Here is a 16,164-nt window from a genome sequence, read left to right on the forward strand (position 1 = left end):
GGAAGCTGACATGCAATTAAATGTAAATGACGCTCAAGCGATCGAAGTTTCCGAACTGACATTTGGCGGCGAATTCAACGAGACGCTGGTTCACCAAGCAGTCGTGGCCTACATGGCCGGCGGCCGTCAAGGTAGCAAGCAGCAAAAGACCCGTTCCGACGTTCGTGGTGGCGGTAAGCGCCCTTGGCGTCAGAAAGGTACTGGCCGTGCTCGTGCCGGTACTATCCGTAGCCCAATCTGGCGCGGCGGCGGTACCACTTTCGCAGCTCGTCCGCAGGATCACTCTCAGAAGCTCAACAAGAAGATGTATCGCGCAGCACTGCGCTCCATCCTTGCTGAACTCGTGCGTACTGATCGCCTGGTCGTGGTTCAGGACTTCGCTGTTGAAAGTCCAAAAACCAAAGATCTGCTGGGCAAACTGAACAACATGAGCCTGACCGACGTTTTGATCGTGTCTGAAGCTGTTGATCAGAACCTGTACCTGGCTGCTCGTAACCTGCCACACGTTGATGTACGTGACGTGCAAGGTTCCGATCCAGTTAGTCTGATCGCATACGACAAGGTGTTGATCACCGTGTCGGCCGTGAAGAAATTCGAGGAGCTGCTGGGATGAACCAGGAACGCGTATTTAAAGTTCTGCTTGGCCCGCACGTTTCCGAAAAGGCTACGGTTCTGGCTGACAAGAAAGGCCAGTTCGTTTTCAAGGTTGCAACTGACGCAACCAAGCTGGAAATCAAGAAGGCCGTCGAAAGCCTGTTCAGCGTGAAAGTTGAGCGTGTTACTACCCTGAATGTTCTGGGTAAGAGCAAGCGCACTGCTCGCGGTCTGGGCAAGCGTAATGACTGGAAGAAGGCAGTTATCTCCCTTCAGCCAGGCCAAGATCTCGATTTCAGCAGCAGTGCTGAGTAAGGAAGGGGTGCATCATGGCAATCGTTAAATGCAAACCGACTTCCCCTGGCCGCCGTTTTGTGGTCAAGGTGGTCAACCAGGAGCTGCATAAAGGCGCTCCTCACGCACCGCTGCTCGAGAAGAAATCGAAGACTGGTGGTCGTAACAACAATGGTCGTATTACCACTCGTCACATTGGTGGTGGCCATAAGCAGCATTATCGTCTGGTCGACTTCCGTCGCAACGACAAAGATGGCATCGCTGCCACTGTCGAGCGTATCGAATACGATCCAAACCGTACTGCTCACATCGCTCTGCTGCTGTACGCAGATGGCGAGCGTCGCTACATCATCGCGCCTAAAGGCGTGAGTGCTGGCGACCAGCTGATCGCAGGTGCCCTGGCACCGATCAAGCCGGGCAACGCTCTGCAACTGCGTAACATTCCAGTTGGTAGCACCGTACACGGCATCGAATTGAAGCCAGGTAAAGGCGCGCAAATCGCTCGTTCCGCTGGTGCTTCGGCTCAGCTGATCGCTCGTGAAGGTGTCTACGTGACCCTGCGTCTGCGTTCTGGTGAGATGCGTAAAGTGCTGGCTGAATGCCGTGCGACCCTGGGTGAAGTCTCGAACTCCGAGCACAGCCTGCGTTCGCTGGGTAAAGCTGGTGCCAAACGCTGGCGTGGCGTTCGCCCAACCGTTCGTGGTGTTGCCATGAACCCGGTTGACCACCCACACGGTGGTGGTGAAGGTCGTACCTCTGGTGGTCGTCATCCGGTATCGCCATGGGGCTTCCCGACTAAGGGCGCGAAGACTCGTGGTAATAAGCGTACCGACAAAATGATCGTCCGTCGTCGCAAGTAAATAGAGGGATACGACAGTGCCACGTTCTCTGAAAAAAGGTCCTTTTATTGATCTTCACCTACTGAAGAAGATCGAAGTGGCGGCGGAAAAGAACGATCGCAAACCAGTTAAGACCTGGTCGCGTCGTTCGATGATCCTGCCACAAATGGTCGGTCTGACCATCGCTGTACACAACGGTCGTCTGCACGTCCCAGTTCTCGTTAACGAAGACATGGTCGGCCACAAACTAGGCGAGTTTGCCGGTACCCGCACTTATCGTGGGCACGTGGCAGACAAGAAAGCCAAGCGTTAAGGGGTAAGGAAATGGAAGTAGCCGCTAAGTTGTCGGGCGCTCGAATCTCCGCCCAGAAAGCCCGCTTGGTCGCCGACCAGATCCGCGGGAAGAAGGTGGGCGAAGCGCTCAACCTGTTGGCTTTCAGCAGTAAGAAAGCCGCCGAGATCATGAAGAAAGTGCTGGAGTCGGCCGTAGCCAACGCCGAGCATAACGAAGGCGCAGACGTTGATGACCTGAAGGTCAGCACCGTTTTCGTCAACGAAGGGCGTTCGCTGAAGCGCATCATGCCACGTGCCAAAGGCCGTGCTGATCGCATCGTCAAGCGGTCTTGCCATATCACTGTCAAGGTTGCTGACAAGTAACGGAGTCGAAGAGATGGGTCAGAAAGTACATCCCATTGGCATTCGCCTGGGAATCGTCAAGGAGCACACCTCCGTCTGGTACGCAGACGGTCGGACTTATGCGGACTATTTGTTCGCTGATCTGAAGGTGCGTGAGTATCTCCAAGACAAACTAAAAAGCGCGTCCGTAAGCCGTATCGATATCCATCGTCCGGCGCAAACTGCACGTATCACCATCCACACCGCTCGTCCAGGTATCGTTATCGGGAAGAAAGGTGAAGATGTTGAGAAACTGCGTCAGGACCTGACCAAGCAAATGGGTGTGCCTGTGCACATCAATATCGAAGAGATCCGCAAGCCGGAGCTCGACGGTATGCTGGTTGCGCAGAGCGTAGCTCAGCAGCTGGAGCGTCGCGTAATGTTCCGTCGCGCAATGAAGCGCGCCGTACAGAACGCCATGCGCATTGGTGCCAAAGGCATCAAAATCCAAGTGAGCGGTCGTCTCGGCGGTGCTGAAATCGCACGTACTGAATGGTATCGCGAAGGTCGTGTGCCACTGCACACCCTGCGTGCCGACATCGACTATGCCAACTACGAAGCTCACACCACTTACGGTGTGATCGGTGTAAAGGTTTGGATCTTCAAAGGCGAAGTAATTGGTGGTCGCCAAGAAGAACTGAAACCACAAGCACCAGCGCCTCGTAAAAAAGCTGCTAAGTAAGGGGTACGCCAAATGTTGCAACCAAAGCGTACGAAGTTCCGCAAGCAGATGACAGGCCACAACCGTGGTCTGGCTCAGCGCGGTAGCAAAGTCAGCTTCGGCGAGTTCGCGCTGAAGTCTGTAGCTCGTGGTCGTCTCACCGCTCGTCAGATCGAGTCAGCGCGTCGTGCACTGACCCGTCACGTTAAACGTGGCGGCAAGATCTGGATCCGTGTATTCCCGGACAAGCCGATCTCCAAAAAGCCTCTCGAGGTTCGGATGGGTAAAGGTAAGGGTAACGTGGAATACTGGGTAGCCCAGATTCAGCCAGGCAAAGTCCTGTATGAAATCGAGGGTGTAACTGAAGAGCTGGCGCGTGAGGCTTTTGCCCTGGCTGCTGCAAAGCTGCCGCTCGCCACCGCCTTTGTTAAACGGACGGTGATGTGATGAAAGCGAATGAACTTCGTGAAAAATCCGCACAGCAGCTGAACGAGCAACTGCTCGGCCTGCTGCGCGACCAGTTCAATCTGCGCATGCAGAAAGCAACTGGCCAGTTGGGGCAGTCTCATCTGCTCTCGCAAGTTAAGCGTGACATCGCTCGCGTGAAGACTGTGCTCAACCAGCAGGCAGGTAAGTGATCATGGCTGAAGCCGAAAAGACTGTCCGTACGCTGACTGGCCGTGTTGTCAGCGACAAGATGGACAAAACCATCACCGTTTTGATCGAGCGTCGCGTTAAGCACCCGATCTACGGTAAATATGTTAAGCGTTCGACTAAGCTGCACGCGCACGACGAAACCAACCAGTGCCACATCGGCGACAAAGTCACTATTCGTGAAACTCGTCCGCTGGCCAAGACCAAGTCTTGGGCATTGGTTGATGTTCTCGAACGCGCTGTGGAAGTCTAAGGACTAGGGGTCGGAGAAATTATATGATTCAGACTCAATCCATGCTCGATGTGGCCGATAACAGCGGCGCTCGCCGTGTTATGTGCATCAAGGTGCTGGGTGGCTCCCATCGTCGTTACGCTGGTATCGGTGACATCATCAAAGTTACCGTCAAGGAAGCAATTCCTCGCGGTAAAGTGAAAAAAGGCCAAGTGATGACTGCTGTTGTAGTCCGCACTCGTCACGGCGTACGTCGTGCAGATGGCTCCATTATCCGCTTTGATGGCAACGCTGCTGTTCTTCTGAACAACAAGCAAGAGCCGATCGGCACCCGTATCTTTGGGCCAGTGACCCGTGAACTTCGTACTGAGAAGTTCATGAAGATCGTCTCGCTCGCCCCAGAAGTGCTTTAAGGAGATCCGACATGCAAAAGATTCGTCGTGACGACGAGATCATCGTGATCGCCGGCAAAGACAAAGGTAAGCGCGGTAAGGTGCTTAAGGTTCTCGCTAATAACCGTCTGGTTATCGGTGGTCTGAACCTGGTCAAGCGTCATACCAAGCCTAACCCGATGTCGGGCGTGCAGGGCGGTATCGTCGAGAAAGAAGCTCCGCTGGACGCTTCTAACGTCGCCATCTTCAACGGCGAAACCAACAAGGCTGACCGCGTTGGTTTCAAAGTAGAAGACGGTAAGAAAATTCGTGTCTTCAAGTCGACCCAAAAAGCGGTTGATGCTTGAACACTGCTAGGTAGATTAGACCATGGCACGACTACAAGAGATTTACCGGAAGGAAATCGCCCCTAAGCTTAAGGAAGAACTTAAGCTTGGGAACGTGATGGAAGTTCCGCGCGTTACCAAAATCACCCTGAACATGGGTCTGGGCGAAGCGATCGGTGACAAAAAAGTCATCGAGCACGCTGTTGCTGACCTGGAAAAGATCACCGGCCAGAAAGTCGTTGTGACCTACGCTCGCAAATCCATCGCTGGCTTTAAAGTCCGTGAAGGTTGGCCGATCGGCGTCAAAGTGACTCTGCGCCGTGAGCGTATGTACGAATTCCTGGATCGTCTGCTGTCGATCTCCCTGCCTCGGGTTCGCGACTTTCGCGGCCTGAATGCCAAGTCCTTCGATGGTCGTGGTAACTACAGCATGGGCGTGAAAGAGCAGATCATCTTCCCGGAAATCGACTACGACAAGATCGATGCTCTCCGCGGTCTGGACATCACCCTGACCACCACTGCCAAGAACGATGATGAAGGTCGCGCCCTGTTGCGTGCTTTCAAATTCCCGTTCCGCAACTGATTGGAGTAGGACCATGGCCAAGATGAGCATGAAAAACCGCGAGCTGAAGCGTCAGCTCACGGTTGCCAAGTACGCCAAGAAGCGTGCAGCACTGAAAGCAATCATCGTTGATCTGAACGCAAGTCCAGAAGCGCGTTGGGAAGCTACAGTTGCCCTGCAGAAGCAGCCACGTGACGCAAGCGCTTCGCGCATGCGTAACCGCTGCCGCCTGACCGGTCGTCCACACGGCGTTTACCGCAAGTTCGGCCTCGGCCGTAACAAACTGCGTGAAGCGGCAATGCGTGGTGACGTACCAGGTCTGGTTAAAGCCAGCTGGTAAGTACTTTCAGCGTCCAGGTGGTCCGAATCGAAAGATACTGACCGCCGGTGACCCTGAATCTGGAACAAGCCCCTTTTGGGGCTTGTTTCATTTCCGGAGTGTGTCTAAAATACGCGGCTCGCCTGAGCCCGTGTTTTTTACCCGGAGATTCTCAGCGACATATGTAGCCGCAAGGCTAATTTTTTTGTATTAGGAGCGTCTAGCCCATGAGTATGCAGGACCCGTTAGCGGACATGCTAACTCGTATCCGTAATGCCCAGATGGCTGAAAAGTCCGTCGTAAGCATGCCATCTTCCAAGTTGAAGGTTGCTGTTGCCAAAGTCCTGAAAGACGAAGGCTACATTGCGGGTTATCAGATCAGCAGCGAAATCAAACCACTGCTGTCCATCGAGCTGAAGTACTTCGAAGGCCGTTCGGTCATCGAGGAAGTGAAGCGCGTTAGCCGTCCAGGCCTGCGTCAGTACAAGTCCGCTGAAGATCTGCCGAAAGTTCGTGGCGGTCTGGGCGTGTCTATCGTCTCCACCAACAAAGGTGTGATGACGGATCGTGCTGCGCGCGCTGCCGGTGTCGGCGGCGAAGTTCTTTGCACTGTGTTCTAAGGGGGGATAAGCATGTCTCGCGTCGCTAAGAACCCCGTTAAGCTGCCAGCCGGTGTCGAAGTCAAATTCGCAGGCCAACAGCTTTCGGTGAAGGGTGCCAAGGGCACTCTTGAACTGAATATCCATTCGTCCGTTGAGATCGTTGAAGAAGCTGGTGAGCTGCGTTTCGCTGCTCGCAATGGCGATCAACAAACTCGCGCAATGGCTGGTACCACGCGTGCGTTGGTAAACAACATGGTCCAAGGCGTAAGCCAAGGCTTCGAGCGTAAGCTCCAGCTGGTCGGTGTTGGTTACAAAGCGCAAGCAAAAGGCACGGTTTTGAACCTGGCCCTTGGCTTCTCGCACCCAGTGGATTACGAACTGCCGGAAGGCATCACCGCTGAGACTCCTAGCCAGACCGATATCCTGATCAAGGGCATCGATAAGCAACTGGTAGGTCAAGTGGCTGCTGAGATCCGCGACTTCCGTCCACCAGAGCCGTACAAAGGCAAAGGTGTGCGCTACGCGGACGAAGTCGTCCGTCGTAAAGAAGCCAAGAAGAAGTAGGGCATAGCAAATGACCGACAAAAAAGTTACTCGACTGCGTCGCGCTCGCAAAGCACGCCTGAAAATGCACGAACTCGAAGTCGTGCGTCTCTGCGTGTTCCGCTCGTCGCAGCACATCTACGCCCAGGTCATCTCGGCCGACGGCAACAAAGTCCTGGCCAGCGCCTCGACTTTGGATAAAGAACTGCGTGATGGTGCCACTGGCAACATCGACGCGGCCACAAAGGTTGGCCAGCTGGTCGCTACGCGTGCTAAGGCCGCTGGCGTCTCGCAAGTGGCTTTCGACCGCTCTGGCTTCAAGTACCACGGCCGCGTTAAAGCGCTGGCTGATGCTGCTCGTGAAGCTGGGCTGGAGTTCTAAGTTATGTCAAATAACGACCAAAAGCGCGACGAAGGCTACATTGAGAAGCTGGTTCAAGTTAACCGCGTAGCCAAAACCGTTAAAGGCGGCCGTATCTTCACTTTCACCGCGTTGACCGTGGTGGGTGATGGTAAAGGGCGTGTTGGCTTCGGCCGTGGCAAGTCACGTGAAGTGCCTGCTGCGATCCAGAAGGCAATGGAAGCTGCTCGTCGCAACATGATCCAAGTTGATCTGAACGGCACCACGCTGCAGTACGCAATGAAGTCCGCTCACGGCGCTTCGAAGGTGTACATGCAGCCTGCTTCTGAAGGTACCGGTATCATCGCTGGCGGCGCTATGCGTGCTGTCCTCGAGGTTGCTGGTGTTCAGAACGTTCTGGCCAAGTGCTATGGCTCGACTAACCCGGTAAACGTGGTTCACGCCACTTTCAAGGGTTTGAAAGCTATGCAATCTCCTGAATCCATTGCCGCCAAGCGTGGCAAAAGCGTCAAGGAGATCTTCTGATCATGGCTACCGTTAAAGTAACGCTGATCAAAAGCATGACCGGCCGCATCCCTAACCACAAATTGTGCGTTAAGGGTTTGGGTCTGCGTCGCATCGGTCACACTGTAGAAGTCCAGGATACTCCCGAGAATCGCGGGATGATCAACAAGGCTTACTACATGCTGCGTGTCGAGGGTTAATCGATGAAACTCAATGATCTGAGTCCAGCGCCGGGTTCCCGTCGCGAAAAGCATCGTCCGGGCCGTGGTATCGGTAGCGGTTTGGGTAAGACTGGTGGCCGCGGCCACAAAGGTCAAACCTCCCGCTCCGGTGGCACCATTGCTCCAGGCTTTGAAGGCGGTCAACAGCCGCTGCATCGTCGCCTGCCTAAGTTCGGCTTCGTTTCCCTGAAGGCCATGGACCGCGCAGAAGTGCGTCTGTCCGAGCTGGCTAAAGTGGAAGGCGACATCGTTACTGTGCAGACCCTGAAAGATGCCAACGTGATCAACGTCAACGTACAGCGTGTGAAAATCATGCTGTCCGGTGAAGTGACTCGCGCTGTCACTATCGGCAAGGGAATCGGCGCCACCAAAGGTGCGCGTTCGGCTATCGAAGCAGCTGGCGGCAAGTTCGAGGAATAAATGGCTAAGCAAGGTGCTCTCTCAGCGCTCGGCAAAGGCGGTATGTCTGAACTTTGGGCTCGTCTGCGTTTTCTGTTCCTGGCGATTATCGTCTACCGAATAGGCGCACACATCCCGGTTCCAGGTATCAACCCGGACCGACTCGCAGACCTGTTTCGACAGAATGAGGGGACCATTCTTAGCTTGTTCAACATGTTTTCTGGCGGTGCGCTGGAACGGATGAGCATTTTTGCACTGGGGATCATGCCGTACATCTCGGCATCGATCATCATGCAGCTGATGACCGCCGTCAGCCCGCAGCTGGAGCAGTTGAAGAAGGAAGGTGAAGCTGGCCGTCGCAAGATTAGCCAGTACACCCGCTACGGCACTGTCATCCTCGCCCTGGTTCAGGCTATCGGCATGTCCGTTGGCCTGGCGGGGCAGGGTGTTGCGTTCACTGGTGACTTTGGCTTCCATTTCGTCGCGGTATCCACGTTTGTGGCTGGTGCGATGTTCATGATGTGGCTGGGTGAGCAGATTACTGAGCGTGGTGTTGGTAACGGTATCTCGATGTTGATTTTCGCAGGTATCGTCGCCGGTCTTCCGAGAGCAATCGGGCAGTCTTTCGAGTCTGCACGTCAGGGTGATATCAATATCTTCGCCCTGGTTGCCATCGGTTTGCTGGCAGTAGCGATTATCGGTTTTGTGGTGTTCATTGAGCGTGGCCAGCGTCGTATTGCTGTTCACTACGCCAAGCGTCAGCAGGGCCGTAAGGTTTTTGCTGCGCAGACCAGCCACTTGCCGCTGAAAGTGAATATGGCCGGTGTTATTCCGGCAATTTTCGCGAGCAGCATTTTGCTGTTTCCGGCTTCGTTGGGTACCTGGTTTGGTCAGTCTGAAAATATGGGCTGGCTGCAGGACCTCTCTCAGTCGATCGCTCCTGGTCAGCCGTTGAATATTCTGCTGTTTAGTGCAGGGATTATTTTCTTCTGCTTCTTCTATACGGCGTTGATGTTCAATCCGAAAGACGTAGCGGAAAACCTGAAGAAGTCCGGTGCCTTTATTCCGGGTATTCGTCCAGGTGAGCAGTCTGCACGCTACATTGATGGCGTTCTGACTCGTTTGACCCTGTTCGGTGCTCTATATATGACGGCCGTGTGCTTGTTGCCCCAGTTCCTGGTGGTTGCAGCAAACGTTCCGTTCTACCTTGGCGGGACCTCGTTGCTGATCGTGGTCGTGGTTGTGATGGACTTCATGTCCCAAGTACAATCGCACCTCGTTTCGCACCAGTACGAATCCCTGATGAAGAAAGCCAACCTGAAGGGTTACGGCAGCGGCATGTTGCGCTGAGTACCCATAAGGTTCGAGGAGTTGGTGATGAAAGTTCGTGCATCGGTGAAAAAGCTGTGCCGTAACTGCAAGATTATTCGCCGCGAAGGTGTTGTTCGAGTAATTTGCAGCGCGGAACCGCGTCACAAACAGCGCCAAGGCTGAGTGTGATCCGCTTGAAGCCCGGCAGCTAGTGCGCTGCCGGGTTGATTATTTGTTATTACAGCGATATTATCTCGCGCCCTATTTCTTGGCTTCCGGGGCGTAGGTAGCTGTCAATTGGAGTCCCACTGAATGGCCCGTATTGCAGGCGTTAACATTCCAGATAACAAGCACACTGTTATCTCGCTGACCTACATCTATGGTGTTGGTCGCACTACTGCGCAGAAAATTTGCGCAGTTGCTGGGGTAAACCCAGCCGCTAAGATCAAGGATCTGAGCGACGAGCAGATTGAATTGCTGCGTGGCGAAGTGGCGAAGTTCACCACTGAAGGTGACCTGCGTCGCGAAATCAACATGAAAATCAAGCGTTTGATGGACCTCGGTTGCTATCGCGGTCTGCGTCATCGTCGTGGTCTTCCAGTACGCGGTCAGCGTACCAAGACTAACGCGCGTACCCGTAAAGGTCCGCGTAAGCCGATCCGCAAGTAATCGCCCCAGCGAATCGACAGGAAAATTATCATGGCAAAACCTGCTGCTCGTCCTCGTAAAAAAGTTAAAAAGACAGTGGTTGATGGCATCGCCCACATCCATGCATCTTTTAACAACACCATCGTGACCATCACCGACCGTCAAGGTAACGCGCTTTCTTGGGCTACCTCCGGTGGTTCGGGTTTCCGCGGTTCCCGCAAGTCCACCCCGTTTGCTGCTCAAGTAGCTGCTGAACGTGCTGGTCAAGCTGCGCTGGAATATGGCCTGAAAAACCTCGACGTTAACGTCAAAGGTCCAGGTCCAGGTCGTGAGTCTGCTGTCCGTGCTTTGAACGGCTGTGGCTATAAGATCGCCAGCATCACCGACGTGACGCCAATCCCGCACAACGGGTGCCGTCCGCCGAAGAAGCGCCGCGTGTAATCCAGGAGATTGTAAAGAATGGCTCGTTACATTGGTCCAAAATGCAAACTCGCTCGTCGCGAAGGCACCGATCTCTTCCTGAAGAGCGGCGTGCGCGCGATCGAATCGAAGTGCAACATTGAAGCAGCACCTGGTATCCACGGCCAACGCCGCGGTCGCCAGTCCGATTACGGCACCCAACTGCGTGAAAAGCAGAAGGTCCGCCGTATCTACGGCGTTCTCGAGCGTCAGTTCAGCGGCTACTACAAAGAAGCTGCTGGCAAGAAAGGTGCAACCGGTGAAAACCTGCTGCAACTGCTCGAATGCCGTCTGGACAACGTTGTATACCGTATGGGCTTTGGTTCGACTCGTGCCGAATCCCGTCAGCTGGTATCGCACAAGTCGATCAGCGTTAACGGTCAGACCGTAAACGTTCCGTCCTACCAGGTTCGTGCTGGTGACGTGGTCGCAGTTCGCGAGAAAGCAAAAAACCAACTTCGCATTGTCCAAGCTCTCGATCTGTGTGCCCAACGTGGCCGCGTAGAATGGGTAGAAGTAGACACTGAGAAGAAGTCGGGCGTTTTCAAGAACGTTCCTGCTCGCAGTGATCTGTCCGCCGACATCAACGAAAGCCTGATTGTCGAGCTCTACTCCAAGTAAGGGCTAGAAAATAGGTGCATCCATGCAGATTTCGGTAAATGAGTTCCTGACACCCCGCCACATTGATGTGCAGGTTGTCAGTCCAACCCGCGCCAAGATCACTCTCGAGCCTCTCGAGCGTGGTTTTGGCCACACCCTGGGCAACGCGCTGCGCCGCATCCTGTTGTCCTCAATGCCCGGCTGTGCAGTAGTCGAGGCCGAGATTGACGGTGTGCTCCACGAGTACAGCGCCATCGAAGGTGTACAGGAAGACGTAATTGAAATCCTGTTGAACCTTAAAGGTCTGGCTATCAAGCTGCACGGCCGTGACGAAGTTACGCTGACCTTGTCGAAGAAGGGTTCGGGGGTGGTTACCGCTGCCGATATTCAGCTGGATCATGATGTCGAGATCGTTAACCCCGATCACGTAATCGCTAACCTGGCGTCTAACGGCGCCCTGAACATGAAGCTCACCGTAGCTCGTGGTCGTGGTTATGAACCGGCCGACTCGCGTCAGAGCGATGAAGACGAAAGCCGCAGCATTGGTCGCTTGCAGCTTGACTCTTCGTTCAGCCCGGTTCGCCGTATCGCATACGTGGTGGAAAACGCCCGTGTCGAGCAGCGTACTAACCTGGACAAGCTGGTTATTGATCTGGAAACCAACGGTACTCTGGATCCTGAAGAGGCTATCCGCCGCGCTGCAACCATTCTGCAACAGCAGTTGGCTGCGTTCGTCGACCTCAAAGGTGACAGCGAACCAGTGGTAATCGAGCAGGAAGACGAGATCGATCCGATCCTGCTTCGCCCGGTTGACGATCTGGAACTGACTGTACGTTCGGCTAACTGCCTTAAGGCGGAAAACATTTACTACATCGGCGACCTGATTCAGCGTACCGAAGTAGAACTGTTGAAGACTCCGAACCTGGGCAAGAAATCCTTGACTGAAATCAAGGACGTTCTGGCCTCCCGCGGTCTGTCCCTCGGCATGCGCCTCGACAACTGGCCGCCTGCAAGTCTTAAGAAGGACGACAAGGCGACTGCCTGATCGTCGTAATCACCGAACGTGAGTTTGGTAAGGAATGAACCATGCGTCATCGTAAAAGTGGTCGTCACCTGAGCCGTACCAGCTCGCACCGCAAGGCCATGTTTCAAAACATGGCGGTGTCGCTGTTCGAGCACGAGCTGATCAAAACTACACTGCCGAAAGCTAAAGAACTGCGTCGCGTTGCTGAGCCGCTGATCACTTTGGCCAAGACAGACAGCCTGGCTAACCGCCGTCTGGCTTTCGACCGTACTCGTTCGAAAGCTATCGTTGGTAAGCTCTTCAACGACCTGGGCAAGCGTTACGCTACCCGTGAGGGTGGCTACCTGCGCATCCTCAAGTGCGGTTTCCGCGCTGGCGACAACGCGCCTATGGCGTACGTCGAGTTGGTTGATCGTGCTACTGCCGGCGAAGCTGTAAGCGCCGAGTAAGACGACAAGCTGTAACGAAGAACCGGGCCTAGTGCCCGGTTTTTTGTGCGCGTAACAAAAGCGCGATTTGTACAAGCTTCCTCAGATAGCGCTCAGCACTATGTGCGCGGGGGTATTGTTAGTTATTTTCTATTGAAGCTTACAATTTAATGAATTTGTAGGTGTCATGTTGATGGTCAATACTCCCTCCAAGCCGATTAGCCGGCAGTTCCAAGTCCGACCTGAGGAAAATTGAGCATGAGCCAGAATAAAATCCTTACCACCGCCAGCGGCGCTCCCGTTGCGGATAACCAGAGTTCCCGTTCAGCCGGCCCGCGCGGCCCGCTGCTTCTTGACGATTTTCACCTGATCGAGAAACTTGCCCATTTCAACCGTGAAAACATCCCTGAGCGTCGCGTACACGCCAAGGGGTCGGGTGCCTACGGGACCTTCACGGTCACCCGGGACATCACCCAGTACACCAGCGCCAAATTGTTCGAATCCGTTGGTAAGCAAACTCCAACGTTCCTGCGTTTCTCCACTGTGGGGGGGGAGCGTGGGTCGGCGGACACAGAGCGCGACCCTCGTGGTTTCGCCTTGAAGTTCTACACCGAAGAAGGTAATTGGGACATCGTGGGTAACAACACACCGGTGTTCTTCATACGCGATCCGCTGAAATTCCCAGATTTCATCCACACTCAGAAGCGGTTGCCGCAAAGCAACCTGAAAAGCGCGCAAATGATGTGGGACTTCTGGTCGCACTCTCCAGAGGCGCTGCACCAGGTCACCATTCTGTTTTCGGACCGTGGTATTCCCGATGGCTACCGTCATATGCACGGCTTTGGCAGCCACACCTACAGCTTGATTAACGCCAGCGGCGAGCGGCACTGGGTGAAGTGGCACTACAAAACCAAGCAAGGCATCAAGAACCTGGCACCGGCTGAAGCGGCCCGTTTGGCCGGTACTGATCCTGATTACGCCCAGCGGGATCTGTTTGGTGCGATCGAGCGCGGTGACTTCCCGAAATGGCGGGTCTGTATCCAGATCATGACCGAGGCCCAGGCGAACGCCCATTACGAGAATCCGTTTGATGTGACCAAAACCTGGTCGCAGAAAGAATTCCCGTTGATTGAAGTGGGTGAGCTGGAACTTAACCGCAACCCGCAGAACTACTTCGCTGAAGTAGAGCAGGCTGCATTTGGCCCAAGCAACATGGTTCCAGGCGTTGGCCTGTCGCCAGACCGTATGCTCCAAGGTCGGGTTTTCGCTTACGCAGATGCTCACCGCTACCGTGTGGGTACCAACCACCAGCAATTGCCGGTGAATGCTCCGCGCAGCCCGGTCAACAGCTACCAGCGTGATGGCTCAATGGCATTTGGCAGCAATGGTGGTGCGACTCCGAACTACGAACCGAACAGCTACGCCGAAGCACCCAAGCAAGCGCCTCAGTACGCCGAGCCAGCGTTGGCTTTGAGCGGTGCAGCTGATCGTTACGATCATCGCGAAGACACCGATTACTACAGCCACGCAGGTGCGCTGTTCCGCCTGATGAATGATGAGCAGAAAGCACTGCTCACCAATAACATCGCTGGCGCAATGAGCGGTATCTCCAGTGATGTGGTCCAGCGTCAACTGCGGCACTTCTATAAGGCAGATCCTACTTATGGAGAAGCAATCGCAAAGGCACTGGGTGTATCGCTTAACTGACTCTAAACGATAAGCAGAACCGCCCTCATTTGGGCGGTTTTTGCGTTATTTCAGCTACTTTTCTGCGGAAATCTTCACTTTTCTGCCGTTAGTCCCGTGACCTCCGAGTCAGCATGGTTCAAACTACAGACTTTCAAGCAGGGAGATGTAGGGCGATGCAAGGTCACCCCGACGTAATCGATTACCTCAACACGTTGCTGACGGGCGAACTGGCAGCTCGTGATCAATATTTCATCCACTCGCGCATGTACGAAGACTGGGGTTTTACCGAACTCTACGAGCGTATCAACCACGAAATGGAAGAAGAGGCACAGCACGCCGATGCACTGATGCGTCGTATCCTGATGCTCGAAGGTACGCCACGTATGCGTCCCGACGATCTGGATGTGGGTACCAGCGTACCTGACATGCTTGCAGCCGATCTTCGTCTTGAATACAAGGTGCGTGCCGCTCTCTGCAAGGGCATCGAGCTCTGCGAGCAGCACAGCGACTTCGTCACGCGGGAAATCCTGCGCGTGCAGTTGAACGATACCGAAGAAGATCACACCTACTGGCTGGAAAAGCAGTTGGGCTTGATCAAGCTGATTGGCCTGGAAAACTACCTGCAATCGCAGTTCTGATTTCCTACAAAAAAGCCCCTGTCACTTCAGCAGTGACAGGGGCTTTTTATTGGTTCATCACGGATTACCGGGAAAGACGCTCTTGATCTTCATGAAGAAGAATTCGCTATCCCGGTAACCGTACGCCATCCGTTTGATGACCTTTATTCGATTGTTTATTCCTTCCAACTGACCGGTGTGCATCGGCCAGCGAACCCGACTGACGATGCCCCGCCAATAACCCTTTAGCCGTTTGGCAAACTGGATCAGAGCCGGTATTTCACTTTCATATGCATGGCGCAGCCATTGCTTCCAGGCCGATCTCCAGGTCCAGGCAGTGCTCGGTGTCCAGAGCGTTTTGAGTTCAGCCTTCATCAAATAAACTGTCATCAGCGATTGGTTGGCCTCCAATAAATCCTGCAAATGGACCTGTTGTTCCGGCGTTTTCAGGTTCTGTGGGTTACGCAGCAACAGCCATCGTGCCTGCTTGATGACCTTGCGAGCCGGCTTGTTATGACGCAGCCGATTAGCTTCGTCGACGCGGACCCGATCAATCACCTCTCGGCCATATTTGGCCACCACATGGAAAAGGTCGTAGACCACTCGCGCTTTCGGGCAATGCTGGCGAACCTCCAGATCAAAAGCAGTATTCATGTCCATCGCCACCGCTTCGATTCGAGCGCAGCCCTCCGGCCCCAGCTCCTCGAAGAACGGCCTGACTGCCGCTCGGCTACGGCCTTCACCGATCCACAGCACTCGTCGTGTATCGGCATCCAGCACAACGCTGGCGTAACGATGACCTTTGAATAACGCGAACTCGTCCATGATCAGGCGTCGTGGTTGCGCCTTCGGCAACTCACTCAACACCGCCTGCAAGGCTCGACGCTCCAGCAACCGAACAGTGTCCCAATGCAGTCCAAACATCTGGGCCACGTGCAGGGTGGGAAGGCGCTCGCAGGCCTGAATGACCGCCTCGGCCAAGCGGCGCGTCATGCGGGCATAGCGATCCAGCCAACTGACGGCCTCCATGCGTTTTCCACAGTCGCGGCAGCCAACACGCCTGAGCAAAATGCTGAGGCGCACCGCGCGACCGAGAATGGGCAGATCACGAACGGTTCGCTCGCAATACTCATGAGTGGTTGAACAAGGTTTTTGGCAGCCGCCGCAGGAAGGGAATCGGGTGGCGTGGGGAATCAGATCGATCTTTAGA

Annotated in this window: 29 protein-coding genes; 28 read left to right on the top strand and 1 reads right to left on the bottom strand. The window is 54.6% G+C overall.

Translation table 11 applies throughout. The features are described from left to right. The first annotated feature begins 10 nt into the window (after positions 1–10). The 28 genes from rplD (at position 11) to bfr (ending at position 14,975) form a co-directional block, all read left to right on the top strand. Entirely contained in the window at positions 11–613 is a 603-nt protein-coding gene (gene rplD, locus BFQ01_RS02460) for a 50S ribosomal protein L4 (RefSeq protein ID WP_003176424.1), read from the top strand. After that, complete coding sequence (rplW, locus tag BFQ01_RS02465) at positions 610–909, top strand: 50S ribosomal protein L23 (RefSeq protein ID WP_002555488.1); 300 nt, start codon at positions 610–612, stop codon at positions 907–909. Before rplD ends, rplW begins: the two co-directional genes overlap by 4 nt. A 14-nt stretch (positions 910–923) precedes the next feature. Then, positions 924–1,748: a 50S ribosomal protein L2 gene (gene rplB, locus BFQ01_RS02470; protein ID WP_003210080.1), complete on the top strand. Its 825-nt coding sequence runs from the start codon at positions 924–926 to the stop codon at positions 1,746–1,748. Positions 1,749–1,764: 16 nt separating this feature from the next. Then, positions 1,765–2,040 carry a 30S ribosomal protein S19 gene (gene rpsS, locus BFQ01_RS02475; protein ID WP_003232420.1) on the top strand — a complete coding sequence of 92 codons (276 nt, stop codon included), beginning with the start codon at positions 1,765–1,767 and terminating at the stop codon, positions 2,038–2,040. 11 nt (positions 2,041–2,051) lie between these two features. Then, the gene (gene rplV / locus BFQ01_RS02480; protein ID WP_003103908.1) at positions 2,052–2,384 is read left to right on the top strand and encodes a 50S ribosomal protein L22; all 333 of its coding nucleotides are present in this window, start codon (positions 2,052–2,054) and stop codon (positions 2,382–2,384) included. A gap of 13 nt (positions 2,385–2,397) precedes the next feature. Continuing rightward, positions 2,398–3,084 carry a 30S ribosomal protein S3 gene (gene rpsC, locus BFQ01_RS02485; protein ID WP_003176422.1) on the top strand — a complete coding sequence of 229 codons (687 nt, stop codon included), beginning with the start codon at positions 2,398–2,400 and terminating at the stop codon, positions 3,082–3,084. Positions 3,085–3,096: 12 nt separating this feature from the next. Further along, complete coding sequence (rplP, locus tag BFQ01_RS02490; protein WP_003232424.1) at positions 3,097–3,510, top strand: 50S ribosomal protein L16; 414 nt, start codon at positions 3,097–3,099, stop codon at positions 3,508–3,510. Then, positions 3,510–3,701, top strand: coding sequence for a 50S ribosomal protein L29 (rpmC, locus tag BFQ01_RS02495; RefSeq protein ID WP_002555481.1), 192 nt, complete (start codon positions 3,510–3,512; stop codon positions 3,699–3,701). Before rplP ends, rpmC begins: the two co-directional genes overlap by 1 nt. A 2-nt stretch (positions 3,702–3,703) precedes the next feature. Beyond that, positions 3,704–3,970 carry a 30S ribosomal protein S17 gene (rpsQ, locus tag BFQ01_RS02500; RefSeq protein ID WP_003176419.1) on the top strand — a complete coding sequence of 89 codons (267 nt, stop codon included), beginning with the start codon at positions 3,704–3,706 and terminating at the stop codon, positions 3,968–3,970. Positions 3,971–3,993: 23 nt separating this feature from the next. Continuing rightward, complete coding sequence (gene rplN, locus BFQ01_RS02505) at positions 3,994–4,362, top strand: 50S ribosomal protein L14 (protein WP_002555479.1); 369 nt, start codon at positions 3,994–3,996, stop codon at positions 4,360–4,362. Positions 4,363–4,373: 11 nt separating this feature from the next. Further along, positions 4,374–4,688 carry a 50S ribosomal protein L24 gene (rplX, locus tag BFQ01_RS02510; RefSeq protein WP_003176416.1) on the top strand — a complete coding sequence of 105 codons (315 nt, stop codon included), beginning with the start codon at positions 4,374–4,376 and terminating at the stop codon, positions 4,686–4,688. Between the two features lie 22 nt (positions 4,689–4,710). Beyond that, the gene (rplE, locus tag BFQ01_RS02515) at positions 4,711–5,250 is read left to right on the top strand and encodes a 50S ribosomal protein L5 (RefSeq protein WP_003194642.1); all 540 of its coding nucleotides are present in this window, start codon (positions 4,711–4,713) and stop codon (positions 5,248–5,250) included. A 13-nt stretch (positions 5,251–5,263) separates the two neighbouring features. After that, entirely contained in the window at positions 5,264–5,569 is a 306-nt protein-coding gene (gene rpsN / locus BFQ01_RS02520) for a 30S ribosomal protein S14 (RefSeq protein ID WP_003176414.1), read from the top strand. Between the two features lie 206 nt (positions 5,570–5,775). Then, positions 5,776–6,168 carry a 30S ribosomal protein S8 gene (rpsH, locus tag BFQ01_RS02525; RefSeq protein ID WP_003176413.1) on the top strand — a complete coding sequence of 131 codons (393 nt, stop codon included), beginning with the start codon at positions 5,776–5,778 and terminating at the stop codon, positions 6,166–6,168. A gap of 12 nt (positions 6,169–6,180) precedes the next feature. Next, positions 6,181–6,714 carry a 50S ribosomal protein L6 gene (rplF, locus tag BFQ01_RS02530; RefSeq protein WP_003176412.1) on the top strand — a complete coding sequence of 178 codons (534 nt, stop codon included), beginning with the start codon at positions 6,181–6,183 and terminating at the stop codon, positions 6,712–6,714. Between the two features lie 10 nt (positions 6,715–6,724). Then, positions 6,725–7,075 carry a 50S ribosomal protein L18 gene (gene rplR / locus BFQ01_RS02535; RefSeq protein WP_003186037.1) on the top strand — a complete coding sequence of 117 codons (351 nt, stop codon included), beginning with the start codon at positions 6,725–6,727 and terminating at the stop codon, positions 7,073–7,075. 3 nt (positions 7,076–7,078) lie between these two features. After that, a complete protein-coding gene (rpsE, locus tag BFQ01_RS02540; RefSeq protein ID WP_003186035.1) occupies positions 7,079–7,579 on the top strand; it encodes a 30S ribosomal protein S5 in 501 nt (166 codons plus the stop codon). A 2-nt stretch (positions 7,580–7,581) separates the two neighbouring features. Beyond that, positions 7,582–7,758 carry a 50S ribosomal protein L30 gene (gene rpmD, locus BFQ01_RS02545; RefSeq protein ID WP_003176408.1) on the top strand — a complete coding sequence of 59 codons (177 nt, stop codon included), beginning with the start codon at positions 7,582–7,584 and terminating at the stop codon, positions 7,756–7,758. Between the two features lie 3 nt (positions 7,759–7,761). After that, entirely contained in the window at positions 7,762–8,199 is a 438-nt protein-coding gene (gene rplO, locus BFQ01_RS02550) for a 50S ribosomal protein L15 (RefSeq protein ID WP_003176407.1), read from the top strand. After that, positions 8,200–9,528 (top strand): preprotein translocase subunit SecY, encoded by a 1,329-nt coding sequence (secY, locus tag BFQ01_RS02555; protein ID WP_003176406.1) that lies wholly within the window; start codon positions 8,200–8,202, stop codon positions 9,526–9,528. It abuts the gene before it with no gap. A 27-nt stretch (positions 9,529–9,555) separates the two neighbouring features. Further along, complete coding sequence (rpmJ, locus tag BFQ01_RS31100) at positions 9,556–9,672, top strand: 50S ribosomal protein L36 (RefSeq protein ID WP_002555468.1); 117 nt, start codon at positions 9,556–9,558, stop codon at positions 9,670–9,672. Positions 9,673–9,801: 129 nt separating this feature from the next. Next, complete coding sequence (gene rpsM / locus BFQ01_RS02560) at positions 9,802–10,158, top strand: 30S ribosomal protein S13 (protein ID WP_024077676.1); 357 nt, start codon at positions 9,802–9,804, stop codon at positions 10,156–10,158. A gap of 30 nt (positions 10,159–10,188) precedes the next feature. Further along, the gene (rpsK, locus tag BFQ01_RS02565; protein ID WP_002555466.1) at positions 10,189–10,578 is read left to right on the top strand and encodes a 30S ribosomal protein S11; all 390 of its coding nucleotides are present in this window, start codon (positions 10,189–10,191) and stop codon (positions 10,576–10,578) included. Between the two features lie 18 nt (positions 10,579–10,596). Next, the gene (gene rpsD / locus BFQ01_RS02570) at positions 10,597–11,217 is read left to right on the top strand and encodes a 30S ribosomal protein S4 (protein WP_003176404.1); all 621 of its coding nucleotides are present in this window, start codon (positions 10,597–10,599) and stop codon (positions 11,215–11,217) included. Between the two features lie 22 nt (positions 11,218–11,239). Next, entirely contained in the window at positions 11,240–12,241 is a 1,002-nt protein-coding gene (gene rpoA / locus BFQ01_RS02575; protein WP_003176403.1) for a DNA-directed RNA polymerase subunit alpha, read from the top strand. Positions 12,242–12,282: 41 nt separating this feature from the next. Then, positions 12,283–12,669, top strand: a complete 387-nt coding sequence (rplQ, locus tag BFQ01_RS02580) for a 50S ribosomal protein L17 (protein ID WP_003176402.1) — start codon at positions 12,283–12,285, stop codon at positions 12,667–12,669. 237 nt (positions 12,670–12,906) lie between these two features. After that, entirely contained in the window at positions 12,907–14,355 is a 1,449-nt protein-coding gene (locus tag BFQ01_RS02585; protein WP_065924113.1) for a catalase, read from the top strand. 155 nt (positions 14,356–14,510) lie between these two features. Further along, positions 14,511–14,975: a bacterioferritin gene (gene bfr / locus BFQ01_RS02590; RefSeq protein WP_017525959.1), complete on the top strand. Its 465-nt coding sequence runs from the start codon at positions 14,511–14,513 to the stop codon at positions 14,973–14,975. 57 nt (positions 14,976–15,032) lie between these two features. Here bfr and BFQ01_RS02595 read toward each other — a convergent pair whose 3' ends face one another. Continuing rightward, complete coding sequence (locus tag BFQ01_RS02595; protein ID WP_083244914.1) at positions 15,033–16,157, bottom strand: ISL3 family transposase; 1,125 nt, start codon at positions 16,155–16,157, stop codon at positions 15,033–15,035. Positions 16,158–16,164 lie beyond the last annotated feature (7 nt).

Origin of the sequence: Pseudomonas sp. 8 R 14, assembly GCF_900005955.1 — a bacterium.
GTDB classification, from domain to species: Bacteria; Pseudomonadota; Gammaproteobacteria; order Pseudomonadales; family Pseudomonadaceae; genus Aquipseudomonas; species Aquipseudomonas marginalis.